The organism is Streptomyces sp. NPDC053755, from assembly GCF_040677675.1.
In the GTDB taxonomy this organism is placed as follows: domain Bacteria; phylum Actinomycetota; class Actinomycetes; order Streptomycetales; family Streptomycetaceae; genus Streptomyces.
Window position 1 is genome coordinate 89172 of sequence record NZ_JBFASK010000002.1, and the last position, 21756, is coordinate 110927.

Annotated in this window: 15 protein-coding genes; 10 read left to right on the forward strand and 5 right to left on the reverse strand. The window is 72.9% G+C overall.

Annotation, left to right across the window (positions count from 1 at the left end; genetic code table 11):
* Positions 1–11: 11 nt before the first annotated feature.
* Both AB0K65_RS03250 and AB0K65_RS03255 read right to left on the reverse strand, forming a co-directional pair.
* On the reverse strand, positions 12–641 hold the full coding sequence (locus AB0K65_RS03250) for a hypothetical protein (RefSeq protein WP_365713798.1): 630 nt from the start codon (positions 639–641) through the stop codon (positions 12–14).
* 215 nt (positions 642–856) lie between these two features.
* Positions 857–3040, reverse strand: a complete 2184-nt coding sequence (locus tag AB0K65_RS03255) for a RecQ family ATP-dependent DNA helicase (protein WP_365713801.1) — start codon at positions 3038–3040, stop codon at positions 857–859.
* Positions 3041–3173: 133 nt separating this feature from the next.
* On the opposite strand from AB0K65_RS03255, the gene AB0K65_RS03260 reads away from it, so the two are divergent.
* The 7 genes from AB0K65_RS03260 to AB0K65_RS03290 all read left to right on the forward strand — a co-directional run bounded on the left by AB0K65_RS03260 (position 3174) and on the right by AB0K65_RS03290 (position 13719).
* The gene (locus AB0K65_RS03260; protein WP_365713804.1) at positions 3174–4673 is read left to right on the forward strand and encodes a DUF4192 domain-containing protein; all 1500 of its coding nucleotides are present in this window, start codon (positions 3174–3176) and stop codon (positions 4671–4673) included.
* A gap of 115 nt (positions 4674–4788) precedes the next feature.
* Positions 4789–6933, forward strand: a complete 2145-nt coding sequence (locus AB0K65_RS03265; protein ID WP_365713806.1) for a glycogen debranching N-terminal domain-containing protein — start codon at positions 4789–4791, stop codon at positions 6931–6933.
* Positions 6934–7043: 110 nt separating this feature from the next.
* Positions 7044–7814 (forward strand): NUDIX domain-containing protein, encoded by a 771-nt coding sequence (locus tag AB0K65_RS03270; protein WP_365713808.1) that lies wholly within the window; start codon positions 7044–7046, stop codon positions 7812–7814.
* Between the two features lie 143 nt (positions 7815–7957).
* Positions 7958–9763 carry an ABC transporter ATP-binding protein gene (locus AB0K65_RS03275; protein ID WP_365713810.1) on the forward strand — a complete coding sequence of 602 codons (1806 nt, stop codon included), beginning with the start codon at positions 7958–7960 and terminating at the stop codon, positions 9761–9763.
* 159 nt (positions 9764–9922) lie between these two features.
* Positions 9923–10810, forward strand: a complete 888-nt coding sequence (locus AB0K65_RS03280; protein WP_365713812.1) for an FCD domain-containing protein — start codon at positions 9923–9925, stop codon at positions 10808–10810.
* A gap of 377 nt (positions 10811–11187) precedes the next feature.
* The gene (locus AB0K65_RS03285; RefSeq protein WP_365713814.1) at positions 11188–12735 is read left to right on the forward strand and encodes an RNA polymerase sigma factor; all 1548 of its coding nucleotides are present in this window, start codon (positions 11188–11190) and stop codon (positions 12733–12735) included.
* Positions 12736–12900: 165 nt separating this feature from the next.
* Complete coding sequence (locus AB0K65_RS03290) at positions 12901–13719, forward strand: serine protease (RefSeq protein WP_365713815.1); 819 nt, start codon at positions 12901–12903, stop codon at positions 13717–13719.
* A gap of 104 nt (positions 13720–13823) precedes the next feature.
* Here AB0K65_RS03290 and AB0K65_RS03295 read toward each other — a convergent pair whose 3' ends face one another.
* Complete coding sequence (locus AB0K65_RS03295; protein WP_329115038.1) at positions 13824–14054, reverse strand: hypothetical protein; 231 nt, start codon at positions 14052–14054, stop codon at positions 13824–13826.
* Between the two features lie 433 nt (positions 14055–14487).
* On the opposite strand from AB0K65_RS03295, the gene AB0K65_RS03300 reads away from it, so the two are divergent.
* The 3 genes from AB0K65_RS03300 to AB0K65_RS03310 all read left to right on the forward strand — a co-directional run bounded on the left by AB0K65_RS03300 (position 14488) and on the right by AB0K65_RS03310 (position 19047).
* Positions 14488–16605 (forward strand): DNA topoisomerase IV subunit B, encoded by a 2118-nt coding sequence (locus AB0K65_RS03300; protein WP_365713818.1) that lies wholly within the window; start codon positions 14488–14490, stop codon positions 16603–16605.
* Between the two features lie 328 nt (positions 16606–16933).
* Entirely contained in the window at positions 16934–17452 is a 519-nt protein-coding gene (locus AB0K65_RS03305) for a DUF485 domain-containing protein (RefSeq protein WP_365713820.1), read from the forward strand.
* Entirely contained in the window at positions 17449–19047 is a 1599-nt protein-coding gene (locus tag AB0K65_RS03310) for a cation acetate symporter (protein WP_365713822.1), read from the forward strand. Before AB0K65_RS03305 ends, AB0K65_RS03310 begins: the two co-directional genes overlap by 4 nt.
* Before the next feature lie 36 nt (positions 19048–19083).
* On the opposite strand, the gene AB0K65_RS03315 is transcribed toward AB0K65_RS03310, so the two are convergent.
* Both AB0K65_RS03315 and AB0K65_RS03320 read right to left on the reverse strand, forming a co-directional pair.
* Positions 19084–19767 carry a response regulator gene (locus AB0K65_RS03315; protein ID WP_365713824.1) on the reverse strand — a complete coding sequence of 228 codons (684 nt, stop codon included), beginning with the start codon at positions 19765–19767 and terminating at the stop codon, positions 19084–19086.
* Positions 19764–21422, reverse strand: coding sequence for a sensor histidine kinase (locus AB0K65_RS03320; protein ID WP_365713826.1), 1659 nt, complete (start codon positions 21420–21422; stop codon positions 19764–19766). Before AB0K65_RS03320 ends, AB0K65_RS03315 begins: the two co-directional genes overlap by 4 nt.
* Positions 21423–21756: the final 334 nt, after the last annotated feature.

Here is a 21756-nt window from a genome sequence, read left to right on the forward strand (position 1 = left end):
CCCGCAGTCGCTCAGCGCGCGGCCGTGCGGCGCAGCAGCTCGGCGGCCCCGCCCGCGGTGCGGGGCGTGAGCGCCCCGAGTTCGGACCCGACGTCCCCGAGCGCGGTCGGGCGGGACTCCGACCCGGGCTGCCGCCCGCCCCGGCCCTCGCCGAGCACCTGCCAACCTCCCCGCGTCAGCGTGATGTACGCACCACAGCGCAGCCCGTGCAGCGTGCAGGCGTCCCGCAGCCCCCACATCCAGGCGCCGTCCTCCTCCGTCCAACGCTCGTCCCCGTCCCGGCAGTAGAGCAGGACGGCCGTGCGCACCGGAGACCTGCGCCGCAGGTCGTGCGGAATGACCCGGCGCAGATGGGCGAGAAGCGCGTTGCGGAACTCCCAGCCGTCGGCGGGGATGGCGCGGCGAGCGAACGAAGCGCTGGCGGTGAGCCGTTCCTCGTGGTCGAGGACGGCTACGACGGCCGTCGCGGGCGTCGGCCGATGGCGGGCGTGCAGGCCGCTGACGACCTCCCGCGGATTGCGCAGGAGCGGAATCCCGGCCGCCGCCCACTCGGCCGGTTCGAGTATCCGAGCGAGGCGGCTGGCGGACTCGGACGACGAGCTGATCGAGGTGGCTGCGGACGGAGCGAATCCGAAGGTCACGGTCCTCCCTTCGGATACGCGCCCGTCGAGCGGGCAGAGTGGAGTGAGGGCGCGCCGCAGCACAGTCCTTCCGGACCACGTACGTGCTGTGCGGGGCGTATTTCCAATTCTTGCGGGCCGGTGCGCGGGCGGCAACGAGCAATTGAGACCGCTGACTGGAATGGGCCGGTATGACACTCATATCCCTGCCCAGCCACTCAGTGTTCACTCCACGTTCACCCCTGAACGGCGAGCACCAGCGGGAAGACTCCCTCCGCTCCGGCCCGTCGCAGCAGCCGCGCCGCCACCGCCAGCGTCCAGCCGCTGTCCGAGAGGTCGTCGACGAGAAGGACCGGACCGGACACCGAGGCGAGCCGCTCGGCCAGCTCCGGCGGAACCGTCAGCGCCTGATGGAGTCCGATCACCCGCTGCGCGCTGTTCGTTCGCGAGATCCGGAGGTCCTCGGCCTCGGGCGTGTACGCGACCGAACCGAGCAGCGGCATCCGGCCGATCTCGGAGATGCGCTGCCCGAGTGAACCCACGAGATGCGGCCTGCTCCGCGAGGCGACCGTCACCACGCCGGCGGGCCGCGACGGCGCGTCAGGCGCGCCCGACGCCCAACCCCCCGGCCCCTTGGACCAGTCGGCGAGCACCCGCACCACCGCCTGGACGACATCGTCCGGAACGGCGCCGTCCGGGGCCCGCTCCGACAGCAGGGGACGCAGGCGGTTGCCCCACCCGATGTCGGAGAGCCGGCCCAGAGCCCGCCCCCCGAACGACTGCTCACCCGCCGGGATTCGGCCCTTCAGGTCGACCCCCACCGCCGTCAGGCCCGTCGGCCACATTTTCCGGGGCTCGACGTCCACCCCGGGGCGCCCCAGCTCGCCCTTGGCGGCGTCGAGCGCCGCGTCGGTCACCTTCGGATCGAAGCGGGACCCCGCGCAGTTGTCACAGCGCCCGCACGGCGCGGCCTCCTCGTCGTCCAACTGGCGCCGCAGGAACTCCATCCGACAGCCCGTCGTCGACGCGTACTCGCGCATCGCCTGCTGCTCCGCCGACCGCTGACGGGCCACCCAGGCGTACCGCTCGGAGTCGTAGACCCACGGCCGGCCCGTGCTCGTCCAGCCGCCCTTCACGCGGTGCACCGCGCCGTCCACGTCCAGGACCTTCAGCATCGTCTCCAACCGGGTGCGCCGCAGCTCCACCAGCGGCTCCAGCGCGGGCAGCGACAGCGGGCGCTCCGCCCCCGCCAGCACGTCGAGCGTGCGGCGGACCTGCTCCTCGGGCGGGAAGGCGACCGAAGCGAAGTACTGCCAGATCGCCTCGTCCTCCTTCCCGGGCAGCAGCAGCACCTCCGCATGCTCCACCCCACGCCCGGCGCGGCCGACCTGCTGGTAGTACGCGATGGGGGAGGAGGGCGACCCGAGGTGCACCACGAATCCCAGATCGGGCTTGTCGAACCCCATGCCCAGCGCCGATGTCGCCACCAGCGCCTTGACCCGGTTGGCGAGGAGGTCCTCCTCCGCCTGCTGACGGTCGGCGTTCTCCGTACGGCCCGTGTACGAGGACACCGTGTGGCCGCACTGCCGCAGATGGGCGGTCACCTCCTCGGCGGCCGCGACCGTCAGGGTGTAGATGATCCCGGAGCCCGGCAGCTCGTCGAGGTGATCGGCCAGCCAGGCCAGCCGGTGCGCCGCGTCGGGGAGCCGGACGACCCCGAGGCTGAGGCTCTCCCGGTCCAGCGGCCCTCGCAGCACCAGCGCGTCCGTCCCCGCCCCCGTGCCGAGCTGCTCGGCCACGTCGGCCGTCACCCGGGCGTTGGCCGTCGCCGTGGTGGCGAGCACCGGGACCCCGGAGGGCAGGTCGGCCAGCATCGTGCGCAGCCGCCGGTAGTCGGGGCGGAAGTCGTGCCCCCAGTCGGAGATGCAGTGCGCCTCGTCGACCACGAGCAGGCCCGTGGCCGCGGCGAGCCGCGGAAGCACCTCGTCACGGAAGCCGGGGTTGTTGAGCCGTTCGGGGCTCACGAGCAGCACGTCGACCTCGCCCGCCGTCACCTCCCGCTGCACCGTCTCCCACTCCTCGGTGTTCGACGAGTTGATCGTGCGCGCGCGGATGCCCGCCCGAGCCGCCGCCTCGACCTGATTGCGCATCAGCGCGAGCAGCGGGGAGACGATGACGGTGGGCCCGCTCCCCATCGCGCGCAGGAGGGAGGTCGCCACGAAGTACACCGCGGACTTGCCCCAGCCGGTCCGCTGCACGACCAGCGCGCGCCGCCGGTCGGCGACGAGTGCCTCGATGGCGCGCCACTGGTCCTCCCGCAGCTTCGCCGTACCCGTCGGGTCGCCGACGAGGCGGGCGAGTACGGCGTCGGCGGTGGATCGGAGGGCCGCGCGGTCTTCGAGGCGATCTGCGTTGGTCATGCCCCCATGCAACCCGATGAGTACGACAAACCGCGAACGAGCCGCGAGACCTGTGGACAACGTCGGCGCGACGGTCCGGCGAGTTATCCACAGGGCTTTCGCGACCGGCGGCGGACGCGGGACCGTCGTGACCATGAACACGAACCCACACGCATCCGACAGCACGCCCTCCGGATCGCAGCAGATCACGCTGCGCAGCCCGGCGGAACTGGCCGACGCGCTGCCCTTCATGCTGGGCTTCCATCCCACCGATTCGGTCGTCCTCGTCGGGCTGCACGGCGAGCGCGGACGCTTCGGCGGCCGGGTCAGGCTCGGCATTCCGAAGTTGCCGGCGGAGTGGCCCTCGACGGCCGAACATCTCGCGGAGTGCCTGGTCGAGGGCTGCGCCCGCGGCGGCACGCGGCCCGACGGCATCGTGGTCTTCCTGTGCCAGGACCCGGAGCCGGGGGAGACGGCCCGCCACGTGGTGGAGCGGCTCCGGCCGTTCGCGCACCGGCTGCGCACGGCCTGCGGGGAGCTGGACATCCCGGTGAACGAGGCCCTTTGCATCTCCGACGGTCTGTACTTCTCCTACTGCTGCCCCGACACCCGCTGCTGCCCACCGGACGGCACTCCCCTCGCACTGACCGGTACGTCCGTGATGGCCGCGGCCGCCGCCTACGCCGGCATCCAGGTCCGGGGCACGCTGCGGGAGATGCAGGCACGGCTCAGGCCGCCTGCGGCACCTCGTGGAATGGCCGGCGGTGAGGAGCCGCCCGGAATCGAGGAGCAGCGCAAAGCGCTGAACGCCACCGCCGCGCGGATCGTGCCGAAGCTCCTCGAGGACCGCCCCGCCCGCGGCAGGCAGGAGGTGAGGGAGGCCACGCTCGCACTCGTGCGACAGCTGCTGCGGCGGTTCGGCGCACCGGCGGGGGACGAGCCGGCCGAGGGGGCGACCGCTCTCCTCGCGGCGGGGCGCACGGAAGGTTTCCCCTCGGCGGTGGATCCCCTGACCGGCCGGGCGCGGCCCAGGGGAACGGCCGCGCTGGACGCGGCCGACGACGCCCTGATCACCAGCGACGAGGCCGCCTCGCTGATTCTGGGGCTGCAGGACCGGGAGACCCGGGACCAGGCCGCGGAGTGGATGGAAGGCCCCGAGGGAGCCGCCGCCGTCCGGTTGTGGCGGGCCCTGGCCCGGCGCTGCGTCGCCCCCTACACGGAGCACGCGGCCGCTCCGCTCACGCTCGCGGGCTGGACGGCGTGGTCGACGGGCGACGAGCCCGCCGCCCGTGTCGCCCTCGGCCTGGCACTGGACATCGACCCCGAATACGTCTTCGCCCGTCTGCTGCACCAGGCGTGCAACGAGGGGCTCGACCCGGAGTCCCTGCGCAGCTGCCTGCGCGAGGAACGCCGTGCGCGCACGGCCGCGGATCCCTCCGGGGAAGCGGACCCGCGTCGCCCCGTCGACGGCGCGGGGGCGACCCGGGGACGGACCGGCGGGGCCCGCCCGAGGACGCGGGTGCGGACCCGTCCGCGGGCCGGCGGCAAGGGACCGCGGAACGTCGGCGTCCGGCCCGGCCCGCTGCCGGCCAAGCCCTTGAGCGGCGGCGCCGTGCGGCGCGGGAGGCGGCCGGCGACGAGGAGCGGGCGGTGACGCCCGTGACCAGCCCGCCCGCAGCGGCGTTCAGCTCTGTGGCGGAGCCGTACGGCCCGTGCCGCCGTGACCCCAGCGGCCGTCCGGATCGCACAGAGAGCGCAGCACACGACCCATGGCCTCACGACCCGTCCCGGCCTGCGGACCCCCGGCCGGCCACCCGCCCCCCGCCGCCGGTCAGGCCCCCAGCGGCCACCCGACCGCCGGCCCTCCGCACTCCGGCCCGGCGCGAACGGGTGAACTGCCGTCCGTCCACGACGCCCTTCTCTGCGTCGCCCTGCCCGCCCTCGTCGTCTGCGCCGCCCACGGACAGCTCACCGGTCACGGACTCGAAGGGGTCTATCTCGCCGGCCGGCGCCTCCTCTCCCGCTGCGTCCTCCGGGTGGCGGGCCGCGAGCCCCTCGCGCTCCAGGGCAGGCTGTCCGCCGCCGACCGTGCCGGATTCCTCGGCGTCGTGCGCGTTCCCGGTGACGCCGGCCCCGATCCCGGCGTCACCGTCGAACGGTCGCGCGGCGCGGACGGAAGCGAGCGGATCACCCTGCGCAGCTCGACCGGCAGACCGCGGCGGCTCCCGGTGGAGATCGCTCTGGGAACGGATCTCGCGGACCTGGCGGCGATCGCGGCCGGCCGCCCCGGCCCCGAACTCGCCGCGAGCGTCCACGGCACGGGGATGCGCTGGGCGGCGGCCGACGGCCGGTGCGTGGCCGTCACCGCCGACCCGCCGCCGATGGACGCCCTGGCCGCGGCCGGACTGCTGCGCTGGGACATCGAACTGCCTCCGGGAGGCACCCGCACCATCGGCCTGCGCGTACGCGGAGACCGCGCCTCACGGCCCGGCGGCGTCCCGGGGCCCGGCACCTTCGGGGCCGGCACCCCGCTGCCGGGCGCCGGACGGACCTCCGGTGCTTCGGGGGCGTCCGCCCGACCCGGGGGTCACGTCCTCGCCGAAGCACGGGCGGAAGGGGACGACGCGCGCGCGGGCGAGCTGCTGCGCACCGCCGTCGACGATCTCAGGGCGCTGCTCCAGCGTGATCCCGCACGCCCCGCCGATGTCCATCTCGCCGCAGGAGTGCCCTGGCGCTGCGGCCCCGTCGGCGTCGAAAGCCTCTGGGCGGCGCGGATGGCCCTGCCGCTCGGCACCCGGCTGGCCTCCTCCACCCTCCGCGCCCTGGCCCGTACGCAGCTGGGCGGGCCGGGAGCCGAGGCGGGGTGGATCCCCGGACCGCTCAGGGACGCCGGCCCCTTCCTCCCGCCCCGCTGCACCGGGATCGAAGCCACCCTCGCCTTCCCGGCGGTCCTCGCCGAAGCCAGACGCTGGGGGCTGCCCGAGCAGGAGCTCGCGGAGCTGCTGCCCACGGCCAAGCGGTGTCTGGATTGGCTCCGGTGCGCGGCGGACCCGGACGGCTTCGTCCGGGACCCGGGGCCCGCCGGGCCGTGGCGGGCGGAGACGCAGGCCCACGCCCACCGGGCCGCGGTCCTCGGCGCGGACCTGCTCGATGCCGTCGGCCTGCCCGGCGGAGAGGCATGGCGGGACTGGGCGGGTGCGCTGCGCCGGCGCTTCCGCGAGGAGTTCTGGGTGTCCGATCCCGGGGGCGGCAGGCCCGCCGTGGCCCGTGCGCCCGACGGACGGCCGTGGAACCAGTTGGGCGGCTGGGCGGCGCACCTCCTGGACACGGGCCTGCTCGGCGGCGGACGGCATGCTCCGGGGCTGCTGGACAAGACGGACGTGGAGCAGCTGGCGAGGCTGCTCGGTGCGCCGGCGCTCGACTCGGGGTGGGGGCTGCGCGGCGTCGGGACGAAGGAGCCCGGTCACAACCCCTTCGGGCACCGGACCGGTGCCGTACGCGTCCACGAGACGGCGATCGCCGTGGCGGGTCTCGCCGTGGCGGGCTACGACAAGGAGGCGGTGTCCCTGCTGCGTGGACTCCTCGACGCAGCCGAGGCCTTCGGCTTCAGGCTGCCGGAGATGTACGCCGGCGGGTCGCGCACGGCCGGGGGCGCCCCCGTGCCGCATCCGGCAGCCTGCCGGCCCGCGGCGGTGGCCGCGGCCGCCGGGGTCCTGGTCCTGACGACGCTCGTCGGGATCCGGCCGGACGCACCCGGCGGGACGGTCGCCCTCCATCCGGTACGGTCGGCCCCGCTGGGCGCCCTGCGGCTGTCAGGGCTGCTCGTCGCGGGGGAGCCGTTCGCGGCCCGGGTGAGCAGGCTCGGGCTCGGAATGGTCGAGGAGGCCGCCGAAGGTCTCCAGCTCGGAGGCTGAGGCGGATGCGGATCGCGCAGGTGCCGGACCCGTTCGGGGATCGAGAAGAAGTCCTTCTCGATCCCCCTGAGGGGCGTGTTTATCGTCAGGGAGACGACTATGATCACGGCATGTCTCCCTACGACCCGTCGGCCTTTCCGCCCTTCGCCGTCACCGTCGATCTGGTCGTGCTCACGGTGCGGGGTCCCGCGCTGTGCGCTCTGGTCGTACGCAGGGGAGAACAGCCGTTCCAGGGCCGGTGGGCGCTGCCGGGCGGCTTCGTCCGGGCCGACGAGGACCTCGGTGCGGCCGCCGCGCGGGAGCTGGTCGAGGAGACCGGGCTCTGCGCCCATGACCCCGCGGCTCCGCCGCCCGCGCTCGGCAACGGCGCCCATCTCGAACAGCTGGCGACCTACGGCGACCCGGAGCGCGACCCTCGGATGAGGGTGGTCAGCGTCGCCCATCTGGCACTCGCCCCGGACCTCCCGGCGCCGCGCGCCGGAGGCGACGCCCACAGCGCCCGCTGGTCCCCGGTCGAGGAGCTGCTGGGCCAGGGCGGCGACGGCGACACCGAGGGTGAGGGCACGGAGCCGCTCGCCTTCGATCACGCCCGGATCCTCGCGGACGGGGTGGAACGCGCCCGCTCGAAGATCGAGTACTCCTCGCTCGCCACCGCCTTCTGTCCGCCGGAGTTCACCGTCGGCGAGCTGCGGAGGGTGTACGAGGCGGTGTGGGGTGTCGCCCTGGACCCGCGCAACTTCCACCGGAAGGTGACCGGCACGCCCGGCTTCCTGGTCCCGGCCGGAGGCACGACCACCCGTCAGGGAGGCCGCCCCGCGCAGCTGTTCCGCGCGGGCGGGGCCACGCTGCTGAATCCGCCGATGCTGCGTCCCGAGGTGTGACCGGCCGCCGGCCTTCAGGTCTCCGAGGTGCGCTTCGGGGCGACCCGGGATCCCCACCCTGCACCGAAAGTCCGAAATGTAGCGTTATCTTGCTTCGGTAGCCGCCCTGCCGCGGAGCGGTGTCACCTACCGCGAGAGAAGCGATGCTCCAGGCCATCGGACTCACCAGCAGCCCCCGCCGCGACCTTGCGCCCGCCGTGGACGATCTCACCTTCGAGGCCCGGCCGGGCCTCGTCACCGCCCTGCTCGGGCCCGCCGGATCCGGGAAGACCACCGCCCTGCGGCTGATGCTCGAACTCGAGCCGGGGCGCGGCGTCACGTACTTCCGCGGGCGCCCCCTCCACCGCATCGCCCATCCTCCGGGGGAGGTCGGGGTCCTGCTCGGCGACGTCGCGGGCCACCCCTCGCGCACGGTGCGCAGCCAGCTCCGGATGCTCTGCGCGGCCACCGGCGTTCCGGGAGCCAAGGCGGACGAGATGCTCCAGGTCGTGGGGCTGACCGAGCTCCACGACCAGCGCATCGGGACCCTCTCGCGGGGCATGGACCGCCGACTCGGCCTTGCCTCGGCCCTGTTGGGGGACCCGCACACGCTGCTGCTGGACGAGCCCGGCGCCGGCCTGTCCGCGCGGGAGAACGCCTGGCTGTACGAACTCCTGCGCGCCCACGCCCGGGAGGGCGGGACCGTCCTGTTCGCGACGGCGGACCCCAGGGAGGCGGCGCGCCATGCCGACCGGGTCGTCACCCTGATGTCCGGCCGCCTCGTCGCCGACCAGGACGTCACCGCATTCGCCCGCACCCGGTTGCGGCCGCGCGTGACCGTCCGCACGCCGCACGCCGCCCGGCTCGCCGCCGTCGTCACGCAGGAGGCGCGCGCCGCCCGCCGCGCCGTGGAGGTGGTCGCCGAGAACGGCAACCGCCTCTCCGTCTACGGAAGCGACTGCGCCACCATCGGCGAGACCGCCTTCCGGCACGGTGTGCTCCTCCACCGCCTGGCCGACGAGGTGGGCGATGCGGGCCCCACCGCCGACCCGGGACCCGCCCCTGCCGCCGTGGACCGCGCCCCGGGCCCGGCCGCCGAGCCCGGCGCCCGTGCGGCCGCGGAAGGCGCGGCCGGCGCCGGGGCCGACGGAGGCGAGGACCGACGGGGCAGGGAGCCCCTGCCCGCCCGCCGGCCGTCGCGTACGCCGCTGCGCCCCTTGCGGTACGAGATCCGCCGCCTCCTCGGTGTGCCGAGCACCCCCCTCGTCGCGGCGGCGACCCTCGCCGTGTCCGTCCTGATCGCGGTGCTCCTCGCCCGAGGAGGAGGCACGCCCGTCCCTACCGCGATCGCCGGCTGGCCCTCCCTCTCCCCGCTGCCCCCGGCCGCGCTCGGCGCGGGGCTGCTCGGCGCCTTCGCCTTCGGGGACGAATACCGCTATCCCGCGCTCACGACCGGACGGGGGACCGTTCCCCGGCGCCTCGGCCTGCTGCTCGCCAAGCTCGCGGTCGCGGCCGCCGTGGCGGTCCTCCTCGCCGTCCTCGTCGTGGTGGTCGACCTGGAGGCCCTGCGCCTGGTCTATGGCGGCGACTTGATTCCCGTACCGGAGAACTGGCCGAGTCTGTGTGCCAATTGGCTCGGGCTCATCACCGGCTGCGCCTGGGCGGGTGTTCTCGGGGCCGGGGTCTTCCGGGTCGCCGCGGCCGGGGTGGCGGCGGTGCTGTCCGTACCGATCGTGCTCGTACCCCTGCTGAACAACGCGATCGCCGGCCCGTCCGGGCGTTCGATCGCCGGACTTCCCGCCCGGCTCCGGGAATTCGTCCTCGCGGCATGGCCGGCCGCGGCCGACCGGTGGCTGATGGGCGGGATCCGGGTGGTCGCCCAGCCCGTGGGGGTGGCGATGGCATTGGCGTTGACCGGCCTGCTCTGCGCCTATCTGTTCACCGGGCTTCGTCGTAAGGCGCGTTGGTGACCACTTCGGACCGAGAACGTTCGGGTCCTCGGCAACTGCCTTTGAAATGCCTAAGAATGTCCGATTAATCGTCAATTGTGTAGGGGGTGCCGATCACCCTTTCGTGTGCTTTTCACCAAAGACCTCAAGGGTCCCGCGAGCCACGCCGACAAAGGATGCGTGAGTACCCTTGCGCACACCATGATGACCGCCGCCCGCTCCGTCGACTCCGGCCTCGGCGTCCCGGGCGATCTCGACCGCTACCCCTACGCGGAGGCGCCCGTCGCCGATCGCGTCGGCCCGCCGGCCTGGGAGGGGGTGGAGACGGACCTCGGCCGGGTCGGCCGGCGCACCGCCGGCAGCCGTGGCCGCGGACTGCACGGCCAACTCGTCCAGCAGCTCGGTCAGATGATCGTCTCCGGCGACCTCGGTGCCGACCGGCCGCTCGTTCCGGAGGAGATCGGCCAGCGCTTCGAGGTCTCCCGGACCGTCGTCCGCGAGTCGCTGCGCGTCCTGGAGGCGAAGGGGCTGGTCAGCGCCCGCCCCAACGTGGGCACCCGGGTCCGGCCGGTCAGCGACTGGAACCTGCTGGACCCCGACATCATCGAGTGGCGCGCCTTCGGCCCGCAGCGCGACGATCAGCGCCGGGAGCTGAACGAGCTGCGCTGGACGATCGAGCCCTTGGCCGCCCGGCTCGCCGCCGGTCACGGCCGCGAGGACGTCCAGCAGCGGCTCTCCGACATGGTCGAGATCATGAGCCATGCCTACGCCCAGGGCGACGGCATCACCTTCTCCCGCGCGGACACCGAGTTCCACTCCCTGCTCATCCAGCTCGCGGGCAACCGCATGCTGGAGCACCTGTCCGGCATCGTCGGCGCGGCGCTGCAGGTCTCCGGAGGGCCGGTCACGGGCTGCGACCGCCCGGGCGACAACTGCATCGCGCACCACGCGCGGATCGTCGACGCCCTCGCCGCCGGCGACGCCTACGCCGCCGAGACGGCCATGCGCCAGCTGCTCACGGTCCACCCCGAGGTGGAGCGTGTGGTGCCGGCTCCGCGCGAGCACTGACGCGCGCGCCTCATGGCCGGGAACGGGGAGCCGTACGCATCGCGGGTCGCCCGACTCGCGCGGACCCCGGGGATCGCGACGGATCCCCGGGGATCGCGGGAGCTTGGCGGCGTGAATGTACGATGTACACCGGTTCTATATGTTTCGTCGCCAATGGGGTGTGACTCGGGCCACGCGGATTGGGCGTAACACTCCTCGGAGCCATGCGATGACCTAAGAGGTGACAGCCGAGGAAGGAATACAGCCGCCCCGCGAGGCGCTGTGCAGTTCCCCGGTCCAGCCCGCGCCGTCGGCACATTCCCCGCCGACGGTCGTCGGCTCCGGCCCGATCCCGGGCGGGGCCGGAAGCCGTTTTCCATCGTTCCGAGAGGTTGTTCGTGTCGGCCAGCACATCCCGTACGCTCCCGCCGGAGATCGCCGAGTCCGAGTCTGTGATGGCGCTCATCGAGCGGGGAAAGGCTGATGGGCAGATCGCCGGCGATGACGTGCGTCGGGCCTTCGAGGCTGACCAGATTCCGCCAACCCAGTGGAAGAATGTTCTGCGCAGCCTCAACCAGATCCTCGAGGAAGAGGGTGTGACGCTGATGGTCAGTGCAGCGGAGTCGCCGAAGCGCGCCCGCAAGAGCGTCGCAGCGAAGAGCCCGGCCAAGCGCACCGCCACCAAGACCGTCACCGCCAAGACGACCGTGACGAAGTCCGTCGCGGCCGCGACCGCGGCCCCGGCGGATGAGAGCGCGGACCCGGCCGACGAGGCCGGCACGCCGGCCAAGAAGGCGGCCGCGAAGAAGGCCACCGCCAAGAAGACGGTGGCGAAGAAGGCCACCGCCAAGAAGACCGCGGCCAAGAAGACCACCGCCAAGAAGGACGCCGACGAGGTCGTCGAGGGCGAGGAGCTCCTCGAGGACGTCGCGCCCGGCAAGGGCGAGGACGAAGAGACCGAGGGCGAGAACAAGGGCTTCGTCCTGTCCGACGAGGACGAGGACGACGCTCCGGCGCAGCAGGTCGCCGTCGCGGGTGCCACCGCGGACCCGGTCAAGGACTACCTCAAGCAGATCGGCAAGGTCCCGCTGCTCAACGCCGAGCAGGAGGTCGAGCTCGCCAAGCGCATCGAGGCCGGTCTGTTCGCCGAGGACAAGCTGGCGAACTCCGACAAGCTGGCGCCCAAGCTCAAGCGCGAGCTGGAGATCATCGCCGAGGACGGCCGCCGCGCCAAGAACCACCTGCTGGAGGCCAACCTCCGCCTCGTGGTCTCGCTGGCCAAGCGCTACACCGGCCGCGGCATGCTCTTCCTGGACCTGATCCAGGAGGGCAACCTCGGTCTGATCCGCGCGGTCGAGAAGTTCGACTACACCAAGGGCTACAAGTTCTCCACGTACGCCACCTGGTGGATCCGTCAGGCGATCACCCGCGCCATGGCCGACCAGGCCCGCACCATCCGTATCCCGGTGCACATGGTCGAGGTCATCAACAAGCTCGCGCGCGTGCAGCGCCAGATGCTCCAGGACCTGGGCCGCGAGCCCACCCCGGAGGAGCTGGCCAAGGAGCTCGACATGACCCCTGAGAAGGTCATCGAGGTCCAGAAGTACGGCCGCGAGCCGATCTCCCTCCACACCCCGCTGGGTGAGGACGGCGACAGCGAGTTCGGCGACCTGATCGAGGACTCCGAGGCGGTCGTCCCGGCCGACGCGGTCAGCTTCACGCTCCTCCAGGAGCAGCTGCACTCCGTCCTCGACACGCTCTCCGAGCGTGAGGCCGGCGTGGTCTCCATGCGCTTCGGCCTCACCGACGGCCAGCCGAAGACCCTCGACGAGATCGGCAAGGTCTACGGCGTGACGCGCGAGCGCATCCGGCAGATCGAGTCCAAGACGATGTCGAAGCTGCGCCACCCGTCGCGTTCGCAGGTTCTGCGCGACTACCTCGACTAGTCACCGTCTCCCGCCGTCGTCTCGCCGCTCGCGAGGCCCGGCGGCAGGCGTCCGAAGGGCCCGGCCCCCGAAAAGGGGCCGGGCCCTTCGGCGTGCGGGGGTGCGATCCGGGAGGAAGTGGCGGACGCTGGGTGAACGGACATACCCGGAGAGTCAGGAGGCTCTATGCGTCGCCCCATCGCCCGAGCAGTGGCCGCAGCCCTGGGGATGGCCGTGGCGGCCACGGGGCCGTTCGCGTTCGCCGCCCCGGCGGCCGCCGACAGCGTCGTGGTCGGCGGGCAGCCCACCCCGATCGCGGACGCGCCCTGGGTGGTGGCGCTCTCCAGCCGTGACCGGTTCGGGGGTACGCGCGCGGGGCAGTTCTGCGGGGGAGTGGTCGTGTCGCCCACGCGGGTCCTCACCGCGGCTCACTGCCTCGGCCGGGACGTCCTCGGAGGCAAGCCGTCCGACCTCGCGGACTTCAAGGTGATCGCCGGCCGCAGCGCCCTGCGGGGCCGTGGGGGGTACGAGATCCGGATCTCCGGCACCTGGGTCAACCCGTCCTACGACCCGGCGAGCAACTCCGGGGACCTCGCCGTCCTGTCGCTGGCGGCAGCGCTGCCCGCGTCGTACGTGATCGAGACGGCCCGTCCTGGCGACGCCGCGGAGGCGCCGGGCACGGAAGCGGAGGTCTTCGGGTGGGGTGACACCACCGGCAAGGAGACCTACGCCTCCGCCCTGCGGTCGGCCCGCGTACAGGTGCTGCCGGACGGAACCTGTGGGCGGGCCTATCCGGGCGGCCTGGGGGCCTCCTACCGCCCGGACACGATGCTGTGCGCCGGAGACCCCCGGGGAGGCAGGGACGCCTGCCAGGGGGACAGCGGGGGGCCTCTGGTGGCAGGCGGGCGACTCATCGGGCTGGTGTCCTGGGGCAGTGGCTGCGCTCAGGCGGACAGCCCGGGTGTCTACACCCGGGTGTCGGCGCTCCTGCCCGCCCGCGTCTGAGGGCACATGGGTACGAGAACGGGCGGCCGCCCCCCTGGATCGCGGGGGTTGCCGCCCGTCGACCGGTCAGTGACCGGCCCATGGCTCGTCGTATGTGCGAGGCGTCAGCGGTCCTCGTCTACTGCCTTGGCCGGCACGTCGGTGAGCCGGTCCGTCTCATCCTGTATTTCCGCGGCGATCTTCTTGAGTTCCGGCTCGAACTTACGCCCGTGGTGCGCGCAGAAGAGCAAGTCACCGCCGCTGGTCAGGACGACGCGCACGTACGCCTGGGCGCCGCAGCGGTCGCAGCGGTCAGCGGCCGTCAGGGGGCTCGCGGGGGTCAGAACAGTAGTCACGTCGCCTCTTCTCTAGCTCGACGAGCTGTCGTACCAGGGTCAACATCCAACCAGGCCGGAAACGTTCCCGCTCGTGGCTTTTCCTTGAAACTTCTTCCCAAGGTGGCTGTCTGCTGCCGGTTGGCGGCGAATGAGCCGTATTGCGTCGCTCTACGGATTTCGCGTTGCTTGTGTGGGTTCGGCCCTCCCGGCTGGGTTGCCGGTTGTGAATGAGGACGTGCCCGGAGCCTAAATGGTTCATGCCTCGAAGGGAACGTGATGTTCACGTCACCCCTTCGAGGGATCGAACACTCATGCGACTCTGCACTAGCATGAGATTTCGGGAGGGTGGCGTGACAACGCCTCTACCAGGCATCGGTACCCTCTGACCGGTGAACGACGCCGGGCCTTACCCCACCGAGCCTGTTTTCAAATTCAGCGAGGAGCGAACCGCGTGACCGCCGAAACGTCCGTGCCGTCCAGTGCGCTGCTGACCGCAGACCGTGACGGTTCCAACTACACCGCGCGGCACCTGCTCGTACTCGAAGGGCTCGAAGCGGTTCGCAAGCGGCCCGGCATGTACATCGGGTCCACCGACAGCCGCGGCCTCATGCACTGCCTCTGGGAGATCATCGACAACTCCGTCGACGAAGCCCTCGGCGGATACTGCGACCACATCGACGTGATCCTCCACGAGGACGGCTCCGTCGAGGTGCGCGACAACGGCCGTGGCATCCCGGTCGACGTCGAGCCCAAGACCGGGCTCTCCGGCGTCGAGGTCGTCATGACCAAGCTCCACGCCGGAGGGAAGTTCGGCGGTGGCTCCTACGCCGCCTCCGGCGGTCTCCACGGCGTCGGCGCCTCGGTGGTGAACGCCCTGTCCGCCCGGCTCGACATCGAGGTCGACCGGGGCGGCGCCACGCACGCCATCAGCTTCCGGCGCGGCGTGCCCGGCATCTTCACGGAGCAGGGCCCCGACAGCCCCTTCGACCCGGCCAACGGCCTGCTCAAGAGCAAGCGGGTGCCGAAGACCCGGACCGGTACCCGGACGCGGTACTGGGCCGACCGCCAGATCTTCCTGAAGGACGCCAGGCTCTCCCTGGACCACCTCCACCAGCGCGCCCGTCAGACCGCCTTCCTGGTGCCCGGCCTCACCATCGTCGTCCGCGACCAGCGGGACCTGGAGGGGGTCGGCAAGAGCGAGGAGACCTTCCGCTTCGACGGCGGCATCAGTGAGTTCTGCGAGTTCCTCGCCCAGGACAAGGCCGTCTGCGACGTGCAGCGCCTGACCGGTCAGGGCACCTTCAAGGAGACCGTCCCGGTCCTGGACGACCGCGGACACATGACGCCCACCGAGGTCACCCGGGAGCTCGGCGTCGACGTGGCCCTGCGCTGGGGCACGGGCTACGAAACCACGGTCCGTTCGTTCGTGAACATCATCGCCACCCCCAAGGGCGGAACCCACGTCTCCGGGTTCGAGCAGGCCATCACCAAGACGGTCAACGAGGTGCTGCGCTCCACCAAGATGCTGCGCGTCGCCGAGGACGACATCGTCAAGGACGACGCCCTGGAGGGGCTCACGGCCGTCGTGACGGTCCGCCTCGCCGAGCCGCAGTTCGAGGGCCAGACCAAGGAGGTGCTCGGCACCTCCGCGGCCCGCCGGATCGTCGCCAACGTGGTCGCGAAGGAGCTGAAGACCTTCCTGACCTCCACCAGGCGCGACGACAAGGCCCAGGCCCGCGCCGTCCTGGAGAAGGCCGTGGCGGCCGCCAGGACCCGCATCGCGGCCCGCCAGCACAAGGAGGCGCAGCGCAGGAAGACCGCGCTCGAGTCCTCCTCGCTGCCGGCCAAGCTCGCCGACTGCCGCAGCGACGACGTCGAGCGCAGCGAGCTCTTCATCGTGGAGGGCGACTCCGCGCTCGGCACCGCCAAGCTGGCGCGCAACAGCGAGTTCCAGGCGCTGCTGCCGATCCGCGGAAAGATCCTCAACGTCCAGAAGTCCTCCGTCTCGGACATGCTCAAGAACGCCGAGTGCGGTGCGATCATCCAGGTCATAGGAGCCGGTTCCGGCCGCACCTTCGACATCGACGCGGCCCGGTACGGCAAGATCGTGCTCCTCGTCGACGCCGACGTCGACGGCGCCCACATCCGCTGCCTGCTGCTGACGCTCTTCCAGCGCTACATGCGGCCGATGGTGGAGGCCGGCCGGGTCTTCGCCGCCGTGCCGCCCCTGCACCGCATCGAACTGGTCCAGCCCAAGAAGGGCCAGGACAAGTACGTGTACACGTACTCGGACAACGAGCTGCGCCAGACCCTGCTCGAGTACCAGCGCAAGGGCATCCGCTACAAGGACGCCATCCAGCGGTACAAGGGCCTCGGCGAGATGGACGCCGACCAGCTCGCGGAGACCACGATGGACCCCCGCCACCGCACCCTGCGCCGGATCAACATCGGCGACCTGGACTCCTCGGAGCAGGTCTTCGACCTGCTCATGGGCAACGACGTCGCTCCCCGCAAGGAATTCATCACGAGCTCGGCGGCGACCCTGGACCGCTCGCGCATCGACGCCTGATCCACGGGTCTCAACGAGGGGGCGGAGCCGACGGCTCCGCCCCCTCGGCGCTCGCGCAGGGCGGCTCCGGCGCTCGCGGAGGCGGCTCTTCTGCCGGCCTCCCCGGCGTTCCGCCCACCGGCGTGCGCCCCGTCGGGCAGCCTCCGCGCCGACGCGCGTACCGCGGCCCCCGCGAGCCGGTACGCCTATCAGCGCGGAGGTGTCCCCTCCCGCGGTGTTCCGTCACCTGATGGGGTGAAGTGGGGAAGGAGAAGAGTCCGGGATCTTCCCGCTCTGTCCATCCTTGTGCACGCGGCCGAAACGGTTCGCTGACAAGGAGAGTTCACCGGTGGAGAAGCAGGAAGGGACGGACGCCCCCGCGGCGCGGAACGGCGATCCGGCGGTCCGGATCGAGGACCCCTGGTACGACGCCCTGGCGTCCGGCTGGGGCGAGCCCGTCGACACGGTGGCACCGGACGGCGTGGCGGCGCCCACCGCCCGCGAGGCACCCGGGGGCGTACCGCGACAGCGGCCCGCGCGCAGCGCGGCGGACATCTATCTGGAGGTCCAGCGCAGCCCGGCCTTCCAGGAGGTGCGCAGCCGTTACCGGCGGTTCGTGATCCCCGCCGCGCTCGCCTTCCTGCTCTGGTACCTGGCCTACGTCGTCGCGGCGACCGCCGCTCCCGGCCTGATGGCCCGGCCCGTCGCCGGGGCGGTCAACGTGGCGATGGTCGCGGGACTCGGACAGTTCCTCACCACCTTCCTCCTGACCTGGGCCTACGCCCGCCACGCCCGGCTCCGCCGGGACCGCGCCGCGCTGGAACTGCGCTGGGACACCCAGGAGATGACGCGGGGGGTCCAGCGGTGACCGGCGACCACCAGACCCTGGCCCTGCTGCTGTTCAGCGCCTTCATCGCGGTCACCCTCGCGATCACCACCTGGGTGAGCCGCAAACGGCACGGTTCGGCCGAGGAGTTCTACGCCGGAGGCCGGCTCTTCTCGCCGATGGAGAACGGTTTCGCCATCGCAGGCGACTACATGTCCGCCGCATCCTTCCTCGGCATCTCCGGCCTGATCGCCCTCTTCGGCTACGACGGGATGCTGTACTCCGTCGGCTTCCTGGTCGCCTGGCTGGTCGTCCTCCTCCTCGTCGCCGAACTGGTCCGCAACTGCGGCCGGTTCACGCTCGCCGACGTCGTGGCCTCCCGGATGGCCGAGCGTCCGGTCCGCATCGCGGCCGGCACCTCCTCCGTGACCGTCTCCGTGCTCTATCTGGTGGCCCAGATGGTGGGCGCCGGGAGTCTCGTCGCGCTCCTCCTCGGCGGCACGAGCGAAGCCGCCCGCTCCTGGACGGTGATCGGCGTCGGCGCCCTGATGGTGATCTACGTGTCGCTGGGCGGGATGCGCGCCACCACCTGGATCCAGATCGTCAAGGCCGTCCTGCTCATGGCCGGAACGATCGCCCTGACCGTGCTCGTGCTGCTCCGCTTCCACGGCGACTTCGAGCAACTGCTCGCCGCCGCCGCCGACCGCAGCGGCCACGGCCGGGACTTCCTGGCCCCCGGCCTGCGCTACGGCGGGGACTGGACCGCGCGCCTGGACTTCATCAGCCTCGGGATCGCCCTGGTCCTGGGCACCGCCGGGCTGCCGCACATCCTCTCGCGGTTCTACACCGTGCCCACCGCACGGGCCGCCCGGCGCTCCGTCGTCTGGTCGATCGGCCTCATCGGCAGCTTCTACCTGATGACGATCGTCCTCGGCTTCGGAGCCGCCGCGATCATCGGACCCGACGCCGTCCGGGCCTCCAACGCCTCCGGCAACACCGCCGTACCGCTGCTCGCCCTCGACCTGGGCGGAGGAGCGGGCTCCACCGGCGGCACCGTGCTCTTCGCGATCGTCGCCGCCGTCGCCTTCGCGACCATCCTGGCCGTCGTCGCCGGCATCACCCTCGCCTCCTCGGCCTCCGTCGCCCACGACCTGTACGCCTCCCTGCGCCGGCGTGGCAGCCGGGCCAAGCCCTACAGCGAGGTCACCGTGGCGCGGCTCGCCGCGGCCGGGATCGGGGTGGCGGCGATCGGGCTCGGACTGCTCGCCCGCGACCTGAACGTGGCGTTCCTGGTCGGCCTCGCCTTCGCCGTCGCCGCCTCGGCCAACCTCCCGGTGCTCCTGTACTCGCTGTTCTGGCGGAACTTCACCACCCGGGGAGCCGTCTGGTCGGTGTACGGAGGGCTCCTCCCCGCCGTCCTGCTCGTCGTCCTCTCACCGGTGGTCTCGGGCAGTCCGGAGGCGCTCTTCCCGGGCGTCGACTTCCATGTCTTCCCGCTGCAGAACCCGGGGCTCGTCTCCATCCCGCTGGGCTTCCTGGCCGGCTGGATGGGGACCGTCACCTCGCACGAGCCGCCGGACGCCGCCAAGCACGCGGAGACCGAGGTCCGGGCGCTGACCGGAGCAGGAGCGGTGTGAGCGGCGTGCGCGGGGCGGCCCCCACCGGACCGGGGTTCAGCCCGCCGGGGGCGTCCAGACGTACCGGTGTTCCGGGCGGCCCGTCTCGCCGTACCGCAGGGACAGCCGCACCCGGCCCGTCCGCTCCAATAGCTTGAGATAGCGCTGGGCGGTCTGGCGGCTCACGCCCGCCCGCTCGGCGATCTCCTGGGTGGACAAGGGCCCGTCGGCGGCGAGCAGGACCTGTCGCAGCAGCTCGGCGGTGGTGGGCGAATGGCCCTTGGGAAGACCCGGTTCCACGGCCCCCGCCGACAGGGCGCCGAAGATCCGGTCCACCTCGGCCTGCTCCGCCTCGCCGCCGCCGTCGAGGGTGCGACGGAGCGCCGCGTACGCCTCCAGCTTGGCGCGCAGGCCGGCGAAGACGAAGGGCTTGACCAGGTACTGCAGCGCGCCGTGCCGCATCGCCGCCTGCACGGTCGCCACGTCCCGCGCCGCCGTCACCATGATCACGTCGGTCTGGTGGCCGAGCCGGCGCAGCTCCCGTACGACCGAGAGTCCGTTCTCGTCCGGCAGGTAGTGGTCCAGGAGGATCAGGTCGACCGGCTCCTCCGCGAGGCGGGCGAGGGCCTCGGCGGCGGAGTGGGCGGTGGCGACGACGCGGAAACCGGGCACCTTGGCGACGTAGGCCGCGTTGATCCCCGCGACCCGCACGTCGTCGTCCACGACCAGGACGCCGATCACCGCCCCTCCCCGGCCGCTCGCGCCGGCTCCGGCTCGTCCAGCGCCTCCGGGAGGACGACGGTGAACGCGGCGCCGCCGGTGGCGCCCTCGCCGACCCGGGCGCTGCCGCCCTGGCGCTCGGCGAGCCTGCGGACCAGTGCCAGGCCCAGCCCGCGCTTGCCGTGGGACGGCAGCTCCTTGGTGGTCCAGCCCTCCGTGAAGATCAGCTCGCGCCGGTCCTCCGGGACGCCCGGGCCGCTGTCCGTGACCCGCAGGACGACCGTGCGGCCCTCCGTGCGCAGGGCGACCTCGACGCGGGGGTCGGCGGAGCCCGCGGCCGCGTCGAGGGCGTTGTCGACGAGATTGCCCACGACGGTGACCAGCTCGCGCGGGTCGACCAGCCGGTCGGGCAGCAGCGAGCCGTGGGCGACGCGCAGGGAGACGCCCCGTTCGGCGGCGACCGTCGCCTTGCCGACGAGGAGCGCCGCGAGCAGCGGGTCGTGGATCTTCTCGGTGACCTGCTCGGCGGTGGCGCGATGGACGCCGACGACCTCCGTGACGAACTCGACCGCCTCGTCGTGCATCTCCAGTTCCAGGAGGCCGAGCAGGGTGTGCAGACGGTTGGCGTGCTCATGGTCCTGGGCGCGCAGCGCGTCGATCAGACCGCGGGTGGAGTCCAGCTCGCGGCCGAGCCTCTCCAGCTCGGTGCGGTCGCGCAGGGTGGCGACGGCGCCGCCGTCGTCCGTCGGCATCCGGTTGGCGATCAGCACCCGGTGCCCGCGGACGGTCACCAGGTCCTCGCCCGTGACCCGGCCGGCCAGCACGTCGGCGGTGCGGCCGGAGCCGAGCGCCTCCTCCAGCGGGCTGCCGGTGGCCTCGGCGCCGATGCCGAGCAGGCGCTGGGCCTCGTCGTTCAGCAGCCGTATCCGTCCGGTGCGGTCGAGGGCGACCACGCCCTCCCGGATGCCGTGGAGCATCGCCTCGCGTTCGGCGAGCAGCGCGGAGATGTCGGAGAAGGCCAGGTCATGGGTCTGCCGCTGGAGCCTGCGGGAGATCAGATAGGCCGCCAGGGCTCCGGCGGCCAGGGCGCCGCCCGCGTACGCGAGGAGACCCGGGATCGCCCCGAGCAGCCGGTCCTGGACGCTGTCGTACTCGATGCCGACCGACACCGCGCCGACGATGCTCCCGTCGGCGGCCCGCAACGGGGCCTTGCCCCGGGCGGAGCGGCCGAGGGTGCCGCTGTCGATCTCCATCACCTCGCGGCCGGCGAGGGCCGGGCTGGGGTCGGTGGAGACGACCCTGCCGATCTGCGCCGGGTCGGTGTGCGACCAGCGCACCCCCCGTGTGTCCATGACGACGACGTACTCGGCGCCCGTGGAGCGCCGGATCCGCTCGGCCTCCGCCTGCACGGGCCCGCCGACGGAGGGCGAGGAGTTCCGCAACGCCGACGCGACCTCCGGGGACGCGGTGGTCTCCGCGATGGCGAGGGCGCGGCGCATGGCCTGGTCGTCCAACTGGGCGCTGAGCGGCGCCAGGAAGAGGCCGGTGGCCAGCACCGTCACGCCGGTGGCGATGGCCAGCTGCATGAGGAGGACCTGGGAGAAGACCCGCCGCGGCCAGCCGATCCGCCGACGGCGCACAGCGGGCCGTGCGGGGGTGGTCGGTGCGGGACGCATGCGAGGAACGGTACGGGGCGTGAGAACCCGAGCGGAAATCCCGGCCCGGCCGCGCCTGCCCGTGCGAAGCCGTGCGTCCTCGGTCGGCCTGGCCTGGGGACACCGGGGGCCGCGCCTCGCGGGAGCGGCGGGGGACCGGCCGCCGGCACGGGCTTGAGGAGCGGTCCGGGCGGGGTGGAGGGCAGCCGCCCCGAAGCTGCCCGGACTCGACGGCGGCTCGTGTCCGGGATCGCCCCGCGCCCGCTGGGCCACGCTCGCGGGAGCGCTCGTCGACCGTCGGCGGCTCGTGTCCGGGATCGCCCCGCGCCCGCTGGGCCACGCTCGCGGGAGCGCG